Raw genomic sequence first — 15101 nt, 5'->3', positions numbered from 1 at the left:
ATTTTTCGAAGTGTGAGTAAATTTACCGGTGAGGGGGGTAGGTGCGGGGTAACGGGGTCAGGTTCTTAGGTATCCCCACATTTTTACGGCACCAGCGTCATCTGTTCGCGCACTGCGTCGGGCAATGTGCGCAAGCTTTCTAGCCAGCGTGAGACAGGTTCCATCGGCCAACGCCTGACCAACGCCTCGCGGCCGACACGCAGCGTCGAATAGAGCTTGCGTGTGCTGGTACGGGGCGATAGCCAGTGCGCGATTCCGATGGCTTCGCAGCCCAGTCCTGCCAGCCAACTGGTGAAGGTGGTCAGCGTGTTGAGCAACAACAGGATCTGCAGCCGCTCGCCGCGTCGGGTCAGGCTGTCTTCCATCACTTGGCCGTAGCGATGCGACTTCAGATCACGGAGTGCCAGCTCGATCTGCATCCGTCGTGCATACAGGTTGACCAATTGCTTCGCGCTGGGTGCTTGTAACAGCGGGGAGACAACGATCAGCCATGGCTCGTGCTCACGTTCTGCTGCTTTCAGACTTGATGATGCTCGCGAAACCTTGGCGGGTGAGCGTCGATTGCGTTGCTGCCGTCCTTGCGGTGTCTTGGCGTAGAGCACCAGGCGGCAATCGAGCGGATCGCTGCGATTGGCCTGCATCGGTGGCAATTCGTGTGCACGGTTGGACGCCAGCGCATGCAGGCGTCGGCTATCGATCCATTGCGATGCATCATCGGGCACGTCTTGCGGTTTGACCTGCGTGCGTCCGCGCAGACGCCCGACCCAATCCCAGCCCATCGCCGACACCGCGCGAAACCATGCCGTGCGGGACCCGGCGTCAGTGACCAGGATTGGACGTACATCGTCTGGAATCAGTGCGCGCAGTTACTGCAGAAAACGCTTCTCTGCCCCAGGCGAGCCCTGTTGTTTCCCGTGGACCACCATGTCCAGCAAGGTGCGCGTGCGCCCACCGATCGGCACGGCGACGCGCAACAGGCACCAAGACTTGTCCGGCTTCAGATCGCTCCAATCGAATCACGATCACCGGCTGCGTGCCGCGCAACAGCCAATTCGCCATGTCCCGCTCGATCACGGACCGCTCGGCGTACAACGCACGATTGCACAGCAGGCGGTCGCATGCCTTGAGGGGTGCACGCACACGCGTCGCCCCGGGCCACGCGCGCGTGATCGGCGTTCTTGGTCGAACTGGGCGCAGCGATCAGCGTCGCATCGACGATCGTGCCAGACCGCAGGCTCTGGCCCTTGCGCGCCAGATGTGCATTGACGGCGTCCAGCATCCGTGCCGCAAGGCCATGGGTCTCCAGCAGGCGCCGAAAGTTGAGAATCGTGGTCTCGTCGGGAATGTCGTCCAACCCACCGAGCTGGGCAAAGCGCCGCAAGGTCGGAATCTCGTGCAACGCTTCTTCCATCGCCGGATCGCTCAACGCACACCACTGCTGCAGCAGATGAATCCGCAACATCGTCGCCAGGGCGTAGGGCTGACGACCTAGCCGCCCCGACACCGGATAGTGCGGCGCGATCAGCCCGAGCAGTTGCTGTCACGGAACCACCTGCTCCATCTCGGCCAGGAAGATCTCGCGCCGGGTCTGCTTGCGCTTGCCCTGGCCCTCAGCATCACCGAACGTCAGTTGCATGCATCACTCCTCAACGTGAGTGGATAGTGTCGCGTATCTGCGATGCGTTGTTCAGAGGTTCCCTAAGCCGTAAGGTGATCGATCACCCCTACCCACTAGTTCCGTCACGCTCGAATACCATCACTCCATCCCCAGCCATCACTCTCAGCGTCACCACACGACGATCGCTGCCTCGATCAAACTGAAACTGTAGTGTCCCTGCAGGAATCGATGCATCGGCAACAAAGCGGTGGCTGCTGAGCGGCTTCAGCGCGCGAGGCCTGCTCTTTCCCTCCAACACCAGACCCTCGCTGCCTTGCGAGATCACAACCTGTTCGCCGAGAAAGCTCATGTCCAGCACGCCGGTGAGCAACGGTTCCTGATTGGGCCGCCGCACGTAGCGGCCGGTGTAGTCTTTCAGGAGGGCGGTGAAATCGATGGTGCTGACTTGCACAGACCAATCGCCCGGCCAGTGCTGTGTATCGGAGACCGCATTGCGAATCTCGTTATGGAGCAGATCGCCGTTTTCACCGTTGGTGAGCACGATCAGGCCGTCTCCACTTTCGAGATTTCCCTCGAGATAGGCTTTGTAGCTGTCGTTGGCTCCGGCGTGATGAAAGATTCGCGATTGGCCTTGCCCGGCAAGGCGCGGCCCAAGTCCGTGAATGCCGGGGGACACCTCGGCCATCATGTCAACTGCCAGTGCTTGCGGCAGGAATCCGCCACTGCTGCGGTAGGAGCTACCCAGCGCGATGACCAAGTGGCTCAACTCCTTGGCCGAGGCCCAGAAGCCGGACGCCGCCAGCTCCGGAAAACTCTGCCATCCGCGCGGCAGTGCGACGGGAGCACCTGAGTCGTCGTGGGCGTGCGCCACATCGCGTGTATTTGCGGCAAGGCTTGCGTCGAACCGGCTTCTGCGCATGCCCAGGGGGCCGAGAAGATGCTCGGTGGCAATCGCATTCAACGGTTTGCCCACGGCGTCTTCGATCACCGCCTGCGCGATCATGTAGCCGCCGCCGGAATAACGCGCGTGGATGCCGGCACTGTCGATCCGCTGCAATGGCTTATTGACTGCAGGCGATGTTCCGGTAAGCGTCTGTAACAGGGTGGGCAGCGCTGCGCCTGGGTCGAAGTCCTTGAAACCATGTACGTTGAAACCTGCTGTATGCGACAGCAGCATGCGCAGTGAGATCTTGCCGGTATCGCCGTCCGGCCCTTGCGGTATGTGCCAACGGCGCAGCCAGGTGCCGACATCCTTGTCCAGATCCACGATGCCAAGTGCGGAAAGCTTGACGCACAGCGCGGCCGTCACCACCTTGCTGACCGATCCAACCGAGAACAAGGTGTCTTCGCCGATTGGCGAGCGACCGCCGGCCGTTGTCGATCCGAAGCCCTGGATGCTGTGAATCTGCCCTTCGCGCAGGACTGCAACTGCCACACCTGGTACGTGGTGATGGTCCATGCGCGCTTGCAAGAACCACTGTTCGTGACCGGTGTGCACGGTTGGGCGCAGTAACGTCTCGAACGATGTATAAGCGCTTGGTCTCTTCGCGTGAGCCGCAATTGGCAGTGACAACAGTGGCAACGTCAATCCGCCAACTAATAGCTCACGACGATGGATGACAGGCATGACGATCCTTGTGCTCTAGGGCGGGAATGGGAGAAGTGTAAAACAAAGAGGTCAAAACAAAGGAGCAAAACTAAAGGAGCAAAACAAAGGAAGAACAAAATGGTCTTAGAATTCACCGATCTCACTTGGACGAAGCGCTCGGTCGTCTGCGGCCGAATCGCTACGTAGCGGCCTAGCATCGCTTCGATCTGTATCTGGAATCGCGGTGTGTCAAGTGCACGTTGTTGATCGAGGTGGCTGCGGAACATAGGGATCAGAGTGATTTACCAACATCACTTGGATGAACTGCTCGGCTGTCCACGCGGCCGAGTCGTCGGACAACGGGGTAAGGTTAACTTGTCGATCGACAACAGCGACTTGCGGTGCCGAGGAGCCGCTCAATGCGAGAGAAAAGATGCGTCGGGGGGCGCTGTGCTTGCGCGTCGCCGGTGACTACTGTGCGTCCGCTTGGCGCTGCCATCGGCAATGTGCCGGTTTTTCGACGATCCAAGCCGGTCGGTAACAAGACGCCAGGCGCGCTTTACCCATCTTCGCCGCCGAAGAACAGGACGCGTGCTCCAAGAGACAACGCTTCGCTCCCTGCTATCGGTAAGCTATGCCGTTTGGGGGAGGCACAAATGAAAAGAAGTCTTGCGATAGCGATGTACATGCTGACATTGCCGGCAGCGGCGCAGTCGGCCTACAAGTGCAGCGATGCAAAGCTGGGGACCGTTTACCAGTCCACGCCGTGCGCCGACGGCGCCGAGCAGAAGCGTTGGACCAAGCAAGCCGCGCCGGCCGCGCCGGCCCCGACGGCAACGGCCACAGCTGCGCAGGCGGGTACGCAAGCGGCGCCCGGCAATAACCAGGAATCAAACCTGGGCTTACGCCTGATCAGCTACGAGCGCCAGCCGAGCCCGGAGGCGTGTACGCGCGCTACCCATGTGCGCGACAGCGCACGCGCCGATACTACGATGCGTCGCGATCCGGACTTCATGCAGGCTGTCGAGCGAGCGGTCGTGCAGGCCTGTCGCTAAACAGCGCGTTTCAAGTCGAGTATCTGCAAACAAGGCATGCCAAGGAAGATCGATGCAAGAACGTGAAGGAGGGTCTGCCAGATGGGGCGAGTTGTTGCTCGTGGTGACGATTGCGTTCGGGCTTTCGATCTGGTCCAGCGTTTCGGCAGTCGCGCGCGATGCTGTAGAGCCGGTCTTCTCCGACGCGAGCCTGTGGGGCATGGTGTTCTACGAACTGCTCGTTCTGGCGATCTTGTTGCCAGTGCTGTGGTTCCGCGGATGGAGGCCGCAGTCGCTGGGGCTGCAGTGGCAGCGGCGCGACTTGGCGGCGGGGCTCGGCTTGCTGGCGGTGTGCCTGTTGGTCACCTATCCACTGACGCTGTTGAACTGGAGCTTGGGGAGCAACACGAATCCATTCGATGCGATGGTCGTCGGGCGGCTATCGATCACGGCTGTGCTGGCGATCTCGCTGATCAATCCTATCTTCGAGGAAGTATTCGTGTGCGGTTACGTGATCCGCGCCCTGGAGCCGCGGCATGGCCGGGCCTTCGCGGTGAATGTAAGCGTGGCGATCCGCACCTCGTATCACCTGTATCAGGGTCCGATTGGCGCCATCAGCATCTTGATGCTCGGGCTGATCCTGGGTTGGTGGGTGGCCGGGCGAGGGCGACTGTGGCCGGCGATCCTGGCACATGGCGCGCTGGATCTGCTGGGGTTGATGGTCTACACCTGACTGGCCTGGCGTCGCCGCCATGCCGCACACTTGCCGCTTGGTCGAATACAGGACGAGGCGATGGCAAGGCGATATGGATGGTGCGGAATACTGGTGGGGTTGGTGGCCTTTGGCGCGGTGGCGGCTGGTCCGGCGCCCGGCCAATACAGTACCAAGCACGGCTGGGGCAGCCTGCAGGTCAGCGACAAGGGTGGTGCGCGCCACTTCGAGATTCTCGCCGTGGGCGCCAACGGCCACAGCTGTTCGCTGGAGGGCACGCTGCAGGGCGACAAGGCCGAAGTGAGCGATGTTGGCGATGCGCCCTGCAAGCTCTCGTTCAAGCCAGTGGCGGGTGGCTTCAGCATTGCCGCACTCACCCAGGATAGCTGCCGCAATTACTGCGGCATGCGCGCTCGTTTCGAAGGTGACTATCTGCAGTTGCCGGCCGGCTGCACCTTCGCGAGCAGTAACCGACGACGTGAGGCGTATCTGCGGGACTACCGCGGCAAGCGCTATGCCGAAGCACTTGCCGGCATGCAGGCGTTTACAGGCGAGTGCGGCGAGTTCCTCAACTGGCTCGATCGCGACCGTTTGGCCAACGACCGCGCGCTCACCTTGCTGCGTCTGAACCGTCCACAGGAGTGCCTGAAGGCGCTGGATCAGACCATGGCCGGTCGCAGCCGCGACGAGGCCTCGTTCCAAGCGGAGCTGGACAAGAACAGCACGATGCTTCCGCCCAGCGACTGGGATGCGTACCTGCCCATTGCCAAATCCACCTGGTTCAATCGCAAGCTATGCGAGGCGGCCAAGCGCTGAGCGTGAGTGGCCTGCGTCGCTGTACGCCGGCAAGCTCCGCCGTATCGGCATGCTGCATGCCACGCGATACCTATCCAGTTGCGCGTCTATGTCTAACTCAGTGTGTGTAGAGTGATCAACGCCTCCTGGATGCTTGAGCAAAGTATCGATGGACCGACCTGCACTATGTGCCTGGGCGGCAATCAAACAGGGCTCGCTCCGGCTTGAGCTGGATGTCTCACGACACGCCAGGACACACCATTTGGCGTCGACAAAGACAAGCGTTGCAGGAGGTGTAATACGGCGCGCCCGCTACGCCTGCACCGAGTGCAGATCGGTGTCACGACGTCGGCTTCAGTTCGCTGCGTATGCGTCGGGATCACTGGCGCTACAGCGACGTAGTGGGCCAGCGCTATTTGAATAAGGCGCAGATCGCGCAACAATGCACGCATGCACAGACTCCTGTTCGTCCTGATCTGCATGCTCGCCTCCCACACCGCCACTGCCGCGTCCGCTCCGGAGCGGATGTTGATCTTCAGCAAGACCGCCGGATTCCGTCACGAGTCGATTCCGACGGCGGTGGCGGCATTGCGCCAGCTGGCGGCAGAGCAGGGCATGGCGGCCGATCACAGCGAGGACGCGGATGTCTTCACCGCCGACAACCTGGCGCGCTACCGCGTGGTGGCGTTCGCCAGCACCACCGGGGAGATTCTGGCGCCGGCGCAGCAGCAGGCGTTCGAAGGATTCGTTCGTCAGGGTGGTGGCTTCCTGGGCGTGCATTCGGCCGCGGATACCGGCTACAAGTGGCCCTGGTACGGACAGCTGGTCGGGGCCTGGTTCAAGGGGCATCCGCCGGGGCTGCAGTCCACGCGTGTGCAGCCTGAGCGAGAGGGGCAGGCGGTCGGCACGAGCTGGCCGATCACCGATGAGATCTACAACTACCGGCATAACCCGCGCGGGCAGGTGCAGGTGATCGCGACAGTGGATGAGCGGCTGTATGTCGGCGGCACGATGGGTGCCGACCACCCGATCGCCTGGTGCCATGCCTTCGACGGCGGACGGGCCTGGTACACCGGGCTGGGCCACGACGCGGCGGTGTATGCGAATGCACAGTTCCTGGCCCAGCTGCGGCAGGGCCTGCGCTATGCGGCCGGACGTGAGCCTGGCTGCTAGGTGCGTGAGCCGGATGGGGCGGGTGCGCTATCAAGGGGACCGGTAACGCTTTGACCATGACGGTTTAGCTGGCCACAAACGCCGCCGCCGGCCTGCCGCCACGTCCCAGCCAGCCAAGAGCGGCTGCCAAACCGTAGCGCGCGGTCGTCAGGTGGGTGCCGGCGGCGCGCAGCAACCGGAGTGTACGAGGGGTACATGCCGCACCGAGCACCGGCCGCGCCCGCCTGGCGGTGAGCGCAGGCGGGCGCGGCCCTAAACCGTTACGTTTTGGCTGTTCCGCTTGCTCGCCAATGCGGGATACTGCGCGTCCACGCAGGCGAGATGGACCTCGATGTCCGAGCTGCCGATCACCGAGTTGTTGCAGGCCTGGCAGCGCGACGAGCCTGGGGCAGGCGATGCATTGGCGCGGCAGGTCTATGAGGTGCTGCGGGCCACGGCCCTGCGTGAGTTGCGGCGCGATGCGCGTGCCGGCTTGCAGGCCACCGAGCTGGTGCATGAAGCCTGGATGCGACTGGAGCACGGCCAGCAGGCGTTCCGGTCGCGCACCCACTTCTACGCAGTGGCCGCCTTGCAGATGCGGCATCTGCTGGTGGATCTGGCGCGCCAGCAGGCCAGTGCCAAGCGGCTGGGGCAGGCGGTGACGCTGACCATCAGCCTGTCCGATGGCGCAGCGCGACCGGAGGCGCTGATGCTGGTGGCCGATGCCTTCGACAAGCTGGCACAGGTGGACGAGCGCAAGGCCCGCGCGTTCGCGCTGACCGAACTGGTGGGTTTCAGCGTGGCCGAAGCGGCCGAGCAGCTGGAGGTGTCGGTGCCCACGCTGGAGCGCGACCTGCGCTTTGCACGGGTCTGGCTGGCGGCGCAGCTGTGAGCGTGGCCACCACCTGGCAACGGCTGGAGGCCTTGTTTCACCAGGCCTGCGGGTTGCCCCCCGCAGAGCGCGACGCGTTCGCGCGCGCGCAGGCCGGCGACGATGCCGTGTTGCGCGATGAATTGCTGGCGATGCTGGAGGTGGAAGCGCAGGCCACCTTGCGGATACGCGCGCCGTTGAAACAGGCCGTGGCCGCGTTGCACGCACCGCTGCCGGAACTGCCGGCAGGTACGCGCTTCGGCGCGTGGGCGATCGACCGCCTGCTCGGTGCCGGCGGCATGGGCCAGGTGTACCTGGGCCACCGCGCCGATGGTGCCTACGAGCGTGAAGTGGCGATCAAGCTGGTGGCCGCCGACGCGCTGGATGCGCAGGGCCGGGCCTTGTTCGAATTCGAATGCCGGCTGCTGGCGCAGATGGTGCACCCGGCCATCGCGCAGATCCACGATGTGGGCACCGACGCCCAGGGCCGGCCATACCTGGTGATGGAGTACCTACGCGGCGAGCCCATCACCTGGTGGTGCGACGAGCACCGGCTGTCGTTGCATGCACGCGTGCTGCTGATGCTGCGGGTGAGCGAGGCGGTGCAGCATGCACACCAGAAGGGCGTGATCCATCGCGATCTCAAGCCCAGCAATGTGCTGGTCAGTGATATCGACGGGCGGCCGATGCCGGGGGTGATCGATTTCGGCATCGCCATCGATGCGGCCAACCCGGGGCTGACCTCGGCGCATGGCCGCGGCACGCCCGGCTACATGAGCCCGGAGCAGGCGCGCGGCGCGCAGGAGGTGGACGCACGCAGCGACATCTATGCGCTGGGCGCGATGTTCTACGAATTGAGTTGCGGGCTGGCGCCGGTGGCCGGCAGCGATGGCGTGCCGCAGCCACCTTCGCAACGGGTGGCAGCGGTGCCGGCCGATGCGCGCGCACGCATCTGCGCGGCGCGCGCCACCACCCCCGTGCAATTGCTGCAGCAGCTGCGCGATGGCCTGGATGCGATCGTACTGCGTGCCCTGGCACCGGAACCGGGTGCACGCTATGCGTCGGTGTCGGCACTGCTGGACGATCTGCACCGCTGGCTCGACGGCTACCCGCCGCGCGCCCTGCAGGCCGGCCGCTGGCTGCGGCTGCGCAAGTTCACCCAGCGCCATCGCAGCGGTGTGCTGGCCGGCGCGCTGGTGGCCGTGGCCTCGATCGGCGGCCTGGGCGCCACGCTGTGGTCGCTGCAGCAGGCCGCGCGCGATGCGCAACGCGCGCGGGTCACCGGCGATTTCATGAGTTCGGTGCTGTCCAGTGTGGACCCGGGCGTGGCGCAGGATCTGGACAAGACGCTGATGCTGCGCGTGCTGGAGCAGGCCTCGCAGCGTGCGGCACGCGAGCTGGGCGGCCAGCCCGATGCACGCACCGATGTCGAACTGACACTGGGCCGTACCCTGATTGCGCTGGCCAAGTATCCGCAGGCGGTGGAGCACCTGCGCACCGCGCAGCGGCTGGCGCGGGAGAGCGCGGGCGAGGGCAGCCTGCCGGCGCTGAAGGCCACCTCCATGCTGGGCCAGGCGCTGCGCGGTGCCGGCAAGCGCGAGGAAGCGGCGCAGCTGCTGCGCCAGGGCATCGCGCAAGCGCAGCGTGGCGATGCGCAGCAGCAGACCATGGCCAACGACATGCGCGGATGGCTGGCCTGGACGCTGCGCGACCGGGGCCGCATTGCCGAGGCCATGACCGAAAGCCGGCATGCCTACGTGGCGGCGCTGGCCAACCCCGCCACGCGTGCGGGCCAGCGCATCAACGCCGGCAACGTCTACGCCGCCATGCTGGCCGAGGTCGGGCAACTGGCGCCGGCGATCATCCTGCAGCGCGCCCTGCTGCGCGACCGCATCGCCCTGGACGGGCCCGAGCATCCGTTTGTGCTGTCGATGCGCAACAGCCTGTCGGTGTATCTGCTGATGCAGCGCGACTTCGCCGGCGCAGAGGCCGAGCTGACGCCGCTGCTGCAGATCCACCGCAAGCTCTATGGCGACAACGCCATCGATACGCTGATGGTGGAAGCGAACCTGGCTGGCGCGCTGCGGCAACAGGGCAAGGTGGCCGAGGCCGGGCCGCATTACCGGGCGGCGTTGCAACGTGGGCGCGTGGTGTTTGGCGAAAACGCACCTGAGACGATCGGCCTGCGCAGCAACCACGCGTTCTGGTTGCTGGATGCAGGGCAGGCAGCGCAGTCGCTGGCCGAACAGCGCGCCGCGCTGACGGCCTCGCTGCGGGTGCTGGGCCGTGCGCATCCGCAGACCGCCGAGATCCTGCGCGGCATGTCCGAGGCCGAGCGCACGCTCGGCCAGACCGCCGCCGCGCGCGCGCATGCGCAGCAGGCGGTGCAGGTGCTCACCGGCATCTTTGGCGATGCCCAAGAGCCGTTGCGCGCGGCACGGCAGACCCTGGCGCTGGCGGAGCCAGCCGCATCCAGCGTGGAGACGGCAACGTCGGTGGCGCGGCGCTGAGACGAATTGCCGGGTCGGCGGCGTCACGCGGCGGGATAGTGCCCGTACTGCCAGCGCCGGAGCCCCCCGTGCAACCTGCCGCACGCCTGACCGATCTGCATGTCTGCCCGATGGTCACCGGGGTGGTGCCGCATGTGGGCGGGCCGATCATCGGGCCTGGCGCACCGACGGTGTTGATCGGTGGCCTGCCGGCCGCGCGCATTGGCGATTCGGCGGTGTGCGTGGGCCCGCCGGACAGCATCGTGGTGGGCGCGCCGACCGTGATCATCAGCGGCCAACCGGCGGCCCGTCTGGGCGACAGCACCGCGCATGGCGGGGTGATCAGCCTGGGCTGCTTTACGGTGTTGATCGGCTGATGGCCTGGCCGGGGTGCGCACTGCGCTGGGCTTGCATGGTTGACACATGGCGCCGCGGCGCGCGAGACGTCGGCGATCGTCGCTGCATCCGCAGCGGCGCCATCGCAGCGACCGGTTGCGTGCGCATGCAACCGAGCGGTCGTCATGGTCGGCCTCTGCGCGTCTTCAGAAGAGTTAAAAACGCTGCGAAAAACAGCTGAGCGTCGCGACCGCAGTGTCCACGCGCAGATGCATCGCCAGCAACGGCACGCCAGCGTTGCCCGATCCGCCGTCATTCGACGCATCGCCTGCGTCCTAGCCACCAAGGAGATGCCGCATGCAGCCTGCCCGCCACGCGATCGCCCACACACACACCGACCTGGACGCCGTGCTGCACAGCGCGATGCAGGCCCATCGCGCCGGCAGGCTCGACCAGGCCGCGCAGGCGTATGCCCAACTGCTGAACGTGCAGCCCGGCCATGCGCAGGCGTTGCATTACCAGGGCGTGTTGCTGCATCAGCAAGGCAAGAGCGCAGCGGCGGTGGAGGTCATCAGCCAGGCCTTGCGGCTGGCGCCTGCGCAGCCGGATGCCTGCAACAACCTGGGCAACGTGCATCGCGAATGCGGCCGGCTGGGCGATGCCGAACAGTGCTATCGCCGTGCGCTTGCGCTGGAACCGGCGCATGCCGATGCGCTGGCCAATCTGGCCGCCGTGCTCGAAGCGCAGCGCCGCCCGGAGGAAGCCTTCCTGACCCACGCTGCGTTGCTGCACACCTATCCCCAATCGGCGCACGGGCACTACCTGCTCGGCTTGTTCCTGCGCAACAACGCGCAAGCCGCCGAGCACCTGCAGCAATCGGTGGAATGCCTGCAGCAGGCCTGCAGCCTGGCGCCGGAGCACCTGCATGCGCGCGAGGCCCTGGGCACCGGTCTGTACTTGCTGGGCGAACACATCCAGGCGCAGGCGGTCTACCGTGCATGGCTGGCGCGCGACCCGGGCAATGCCGTGGCCACGCACATGCTGGCAGCCTGCGGTGGCGCCGCACCGCCGCCGCGTGCAGGCGACACCTATGTGCGCGAGCTGTTCGACGGCTTCGCCGACAGCTTCGACGAGCAATTGCTGCACAACCTGGACTACCGCGCGCCGCAGCGGCTGGGCGAGGCGCTGGCCGCGTGTCTGCCCGCGCCGCAGGCTGCGCTCGGCATCCTGGATGCAGGCTGCGGTACCGGGCTGTGCGCAGCGTTGCTGCGCCCGTATGCGCAGCAGTTGGTCGGGGTGGACCTGTCGCCGGGCATGGTGGCCAAGGCACGGCAGCGCGGCGGCTACGACATGCTGGAAGTCGCCGAACTCACCGCCTACCTGCAAGGCCGGCCGACGCACTGGGACGTCATCGCATCGGCAGACACGCTGGTGTACTTCGGTGCGCTGCACCCGGTGCTTGCCGCCGCAGCCGCAGCGCTGCGGCCGGGCGGCGTGCTGGGCTTTACCGTCGAAGCCCTGGAGACCGCCGCCGATGCGGTGGAACTGGATGCCAGCGGCCGCTACCGGCATAGCCATGCGCATGTGCTGGCCGCGCTGCACAGCGCCGGCCTGCAGCCGATTGCCATCGCGCTGGATGTGCTGCGCAGCGAGCGCGGACAGCCGGTGCATGGCTGGGTCGTGACCGCACGCACAGCTGTACAGCCCTGAGACGAAATGTCGGCTTTGCCGGCCGCACGCGTGTGAGCATGACCCCGGCAGCAATGGCATGCAGTGGTCCTTGCAGGCCGTCACTCCGGGGCTGCCGGTCAGCGCGTCGTGCGTTGCTCACTCACCTGTGGATGCTTCGATGCCGCGCACCATCACGCTGCACTCCGACCTTGGCGAGCGCCTGCTGCTGCACCGCATGCAGGCCAGCGAAGCGCTGGGGCAGCTGTTCGAGTTCCGCATCGACGCCTTGTGCACGGACGCACAGCCCAACCTGCGCGCGCTTCTGGCCACACCGGTCGCCGTGGAGCTGGCCGACGACAACGGCACGCAGCGCTGGTACCACGGCATCGTGGCCACCTGCGCACAGGCCGGCTTCACCGTGATCGACGCGCTTTCCTACACCGTGCTCGAGCTGCATGTGGTCCCGCGGCCATGGTTGCTGACCCAGCGCCGCGATTGCCGCATCTATCAGGACCTGAGCGTTCCGGAGATCGTCACCAGCGTGCTGGGCGAGAGCGGCTACAGCGACATCCAGCAGCAGCTGAGCGCGCAATACCCCAAGCGGGTGTATTGCGTGCAATACCGCGAAGACGACTTCAGCTTCATCAGCCGGCTGCTGGAGCAGGAAGGCATCTATTACTACTTCACGCATGCGCGCAACGCGCACACGCTGGTGCTCTGCGACGCGCTTGGCGCGCATGCGGTACGCAACGGAGTGGACACCCTGCCGTACGTGCCGCCTGAAATGCAACACCGGCGCATCCTGTGCTCGGTGGTGAGCCAGTGGCGCAGCACCCGCGCGCTGCATCCCACCCGTCACGCGCTCGCCGACTACGACCCGCAGCAGCCGCGTGCCTCACTGGCAGCAGAGGCCGACGCCAGCGGGGACGAGCTGCATCAGGTGGACGCGCTGAACGCATTCGATTATCCGGGTCCGCATGCACTGCAAGCCGACGGCAACCGCTACGCGCAGGTGCGTACCGAGGCGCTCAACGTGCAGCGTGCCAGCCACCACGCAACCACCAATGCCTGCGGCCTGATGGTCGGTGCGCTGTTCACCCTGCGCGGGCATCCATGCGCTCCGATCAACCAGCAATATCTGGTGTTGTCGGCACAGACCACGCTGGCCGCGCCGGAGCATGGCGACGAAGCGCCGTTTTCCAGCACCGTGCAGGTGATGGAAAGCCGGCTGCCCTTCCGTAGCCTGCGGCGCACGCCAACCCCCAGCATTGCCGGCCTGCAGACGGCGGTGGTGACCGGCGATACCGACGAAGACATCGTGGTGGATGCGCATGGCCGTGTGCAGGTGACCTTTCACTGGGCCACGTCCGCGCGCCCACACGGTGCGCCGTCCTGCTGGGTGCGCGTGGCCTCGATGTGGGCGGGCAAGGGCTGGGGCGCGATGAGCCTGCCGCGGGTCGGGCAGGAAGTGGTGGTGAGCTTCCTGGAAGGCGATCCGGACCGCCCGTTGATCGTAGGCAGCGTCTACAACGCCGATCATGCAGTGCCGTTCGCCTTGCCGGACAACAAGACCCAGAGCGGTATGCGTAGCCGCAGCCTGCTCGGCGGCAGCGCGGACTTCAACGAGCTGCGCTTCGACGACAAGGCCGGCCACGAAGAAGTCTATCTGCGCGCGCAACGCGATCTGCGCGAAGAGGTGCTGAACGACCACACCGCCACCGTGACCAACGACCAGGTCCTCACGGTCAGGCACGATCGCAGTGCCCGCATCGAGAACAACGACAGCGTGGATGTGGGCAAGAAGCTGTTGCTCAAGGCCGGCGAAGAGATCGAGCTGGTCACCGGCAGTTCGCGTCTGCTGATGAAGCGCAACGGCGACATCGTGCTCAGCGGCATCAAGATCCTGGTCGATGCGACCTCCGAAGCCAAGACCACCTCGCTGGCGATCAAGTTGATTGCCGATGCGCAGCTGCAGGCCACCTCGCCGGCGACCGAAGTGGTGGGCGACGGTACGCTCAAGCTGTCTTCGGGCGGCATGCTCAGCGCCGAAGCCGGCGCGTCTGCCACGGTCAAGGGCCCGCTGGTGAACATCAAGGCCGATGCGCTGGTGCAGGTTGGCGGCGGCCTGATCATGATCGGATGAGCGCGCCCGATCTCTCGCTGGCGCAGGCGTGTGCGGACATGCAGGTATCCGCGGCTGCACGTGCGCAGCTGGGCGCGACGATGGCGCCGCAGGCAGCGGTGCGTGCGTTGCTGGCGCATGGGCATGGCGAGGATGCGATCAAGCTGCTCGCGCGCCTGCTGCCCAAGCGCTATGCGGTGGCCTGGCTGTGCCAATGCGTGCGCGGCGAAACGCTGGACGAGGAAGACCGCGTCGGCGCCGCGCTGGCCGAAAAGTGGGTGCGCGATCCCAGCGAAGCGCACCGCCGTGCCGCGCAGGCGTTTGCGCATGCAGGCGGTTACGTCTCGTTGGGCGCCTGGTTGGCGGCGGCAGTGGCCTGGTCCGGCGGCAGCCTGGCGCCACCGCAGCAGGCCACGCCGGTGCCACCGCCCGAGCACCTGACCGCACGCGCGGTGGCCGCCGCAATCACCTTGCTTGCCGCGCGTGAGCCGGCGCAGCTGCAGACGCGCCGCACGGGGTATGCCGCACACGCGCTGGAGTTGCTGGCCAATGCGCAGGTGCAGTGATGACCAGGCATGGGAAGCAGGCTCAAACCCACCTGGCGGACAGGTTGGCATGCCTGGCGTGCAGTCGGGATGTGCCGCTCGCATCCAGGGCCTGGCCCCGTGCGCCGTGCGTCGGCCTGACATCAACGGTCTGCAGGGTACCTTGCC

General features: G+C 65.8%; 11 protein-coding genes, 1 other RNA gene and 2 pseudogenes. 10 read left to right on the top strand and 4 right to left on the bottom strand.

The window, feature by feature from the left end:
- Positions 1-83: 83 nt before the first annotated feature.
- The 3 genes and pseudogenes from FHY19_RS16075 to FHY19_RS16065 all read right to left on the bottom strand — a co-directional run.
- Positions 84-1164 (bottom strand): annotated as a pseudogene (locus FHY19_RS16075) (IS4 family transposase); the annotation flags it as partial.
- Positions 1160-1636, bottom strand: a pseudogene (locus tag FHY19_RS16070) (IS5 family transposase); the annotation flags it as partial. The pseudogenes FHY19_RS16075 and FHY19_RS16070, both read right to left, overlap by 5 nt.
- Before the next feature lie 88 nt (positions 1637-1724).
- Complete coding sequence (locus FHY19_RS16065) at positions 1725-3245, bottom strand: serine hydrolase domain-containing protein (protein WP_259167200.1); 1521 nt, start codon at positions 3243-3245, stop codon at positions 1725-1727.
- 617 nt (positions 3246-3862) lie between these two features.
- Here FHY19_RS16065 and FHY19_RS16060 point away from each other — a divergent pair.
- The 4 genes from FHY19_RS16060 to FHY19_RS16045 all read left to right on the top strand — a co-directional run bounded on the left by FHY19_RS16060 (position 3863) and on the right by FHY19_RS16045 (position 6920).
- A complete protein-coding gene (locus FHY19_RS16060) occupies positions 3863-4261 on the top strand; it encodes a DUF4124 domain-containing protein (RefSeq protein ID WP_259167198.1) in 399 nt (132 codons plus the stop codon).
- A 52-nt stretch (positions 4262-4313) separates the two neighbouring features.
- Entirely contained in the window at positions 4314-4973 is a 660-nt protein-coding gene (locus tag FHY19_RS16055) for a type II CAAX endopeptidase family protein (protein WP_259167197.1), read from the top strand.
- 60 nt (positions 4974-5033) lie between these two features.
- The gene (locus tag FHY19_RS16050) at positions 5034-5768 is read left to right on the top strand and encodes a hypothetical protein (RefSeq protein WP_259167195.1); all 735 of its coding nucleotides are present in this window, start codon (positions 5034-5036) and stop codon (positions 5766-5768) included.
- 429 nt (positions 5769-6197) lie between these two features.
- Positions 6198-6920 carry a ThuA domain-containing protein gene (locus FHY19_RS16045; protein ID WP_259167193.1) on the top strand — a complete coding sequence of 241 codons (723 nt, stop codon included), beginning with the start codon at positions 6198-6200 and terminating at the stop codon, positions 6918-6920.
- 121 nt (positions 6921-7041) lie between these two features.
- Here FHY19_RS16045 and FHY19_RS16040 read toward each other — a convergent pair.
- Positions 7042-7117, bottom strand: a non-coding RNA gene (locus FHY19_RS16040) — sX9 sRNA.
- A 134-nt stretch (positions 7118-7251) separates the two neighbouring features.
- On the opposite strand from FHY19_RS16040, the gene ecfK reads away from it, so the two are divergent.
- From ecfK to FHY19_RS16010, 6 genes are all read left to right on the top strand, one after another.
- Entirely contained in the window at positions 7252-7791 is a 540-nt protein-coding gene (gene ecfK / locus FHY19_RS16035; protein WP_064508453.1) for an ECF-type sigma factor EcfK, read from the top strand.
- On the top strand, positions 7770-10280 hold the full coding sequence (locus FHY19_RS16030) for a serine/threonine-protein kinase (protein ID WP_259167354.1): 2511 nt from the start codon (positions 7770-7772) through the stop codon (positions 10278-10280). Before ecfK ends, FHY19_RS16030 begins: the two co-directional genes overlap by 22 nt.
- 110 nt (positions 10281-10390) lie before the next feature.
- Positions 10391-10636: a PAAR domain-containing protein gene (locus FHY19_RS16025; protein ID WP_259158431.1), complete on the top strand. Its 246-nt coding sequence runs from the start codon at positions 10391-10393 to the stop codon at positions 10634-10636.
- A gap of 382 nt (positions 10637-11018) precedes the next feature.
- Positions 11019-12305 carry a tetratricopeptide repeat protein gene (locus tag FHY19_RS16020; protein ID WP_259167352.1) on the top strand — a complete coding sequence of 429 codons (1287 nt, stop codon included), beginning with the start codon at positions 11019-11021 and terminating at the stop codon, positions 12303-12305.
- Positions 12306-12444: 139 nt separating this feature from the next.
- Complete coding sequence (gene tssI, locus FHY19_RS16015) at positions 12445-14409, top strand: type VI secretion system tip protein VgrG (RefSeq protein ID WP_259167192.1); 1965 nt, start codon at positions 12445-12447, stop codon at positions 14407-14409.
- On the top strand, positions 14406-14954 hold the full coding sequence (locus FHY19_RS16010) for a hypothetical protein (protein ID WP_259157411.1): 549 nt from the start codon (positions 14406-14408) through the stop codon (positions 14952-14954). Before tssI ends, FHY19_RS16010 begins: the two co-directional genes overlap by 4 nt.
- Positions 14955-15101: the final 147 nt, after the last annotated feature.

The sequence above is a fragment of the Xanthomonas sp. 4461 genome (assembly GCF_024806475.1).
Classification (GTDB): Bacteria; Pseudomonadota; Gammaproteobacteria; order Xanthomonadales; family Xanthomonadaceae; genus Xanthomonas; species Xanthomonas arboricola_F.
Note: the sequence above shows the minus strand (reverse complement) of the source record. Positions and strands in the feature narration are given on the sequence as shown.

Coding starts and splice junctions, on each gene's coding strand:
- tssI (WP_259167192.1), top strand. CDS start 12,445: ATGCCGCGCACCATCACGCTGCACTCCGACCTTGGCGAGCGCCTGCTG.
- FHY19_RS16060 (WP_259167198.1), top strand. CDS start 3,863: ATGAAAAGAAGTCTTGCGATAGCGATGTACATGCTGACATTGCCGGCA.
- FHY19_RS16020 (WP_259167352.1), top strand. CDS start 11,019: ATGCAGGCCCATCGCGCCGGCAGGCTCGACCAGGCCGCGCAGGCGTAT.
- ecfK (WP_064508453.1), top strand. CDS start 7,252: ATGTCCGAGCTGCCGATCACCGAGTTGTTGCAGGCCTGGCAGCGCGAC.
- FHY19_RS16010 (WP_259157411.1), top strand. CDS start 14,406: ATGAGCGCGCCCGATCTCTCGCTGGCGCAGGCGTGTGCGGACATGCAG.
- FHY19_RS16025 (WP_259158431.1), top strand. CDS start 10,391: ATGGTCACCGGGGTGGTGCCGCATGTGGGCGGGCCGATCATCGGGCCT.
- FHY19_RS16050 (WP_259167195.1), top strand. CDS start 5,034: ATGGCAAGGCGATATGGATGGTGCGGAATACTGGTGGGGTTGGTGGCC.
- FHY19_RS16055 (WP_259167197.1), top strand. CDS start 4,314: ATGCAAGAACGTGAAGGAGGGTCTGCCAGATGGGGCGAGTTGTTGCTC.
- FHY19_RS16065 (WP_259167200.1), bottom strand. CDS start 3,245: ATGCCTGTCATCCATCGTCGTGAGCTATTAGTTGGCGGATTGACGTTG.
- FHY19_RS16045 (WP_259167193.1), top strand. CDS start 6,198: ATGCACAGACTCCTGTTCGTCCTGATCTGCATGCTCGCCTCCCACACC.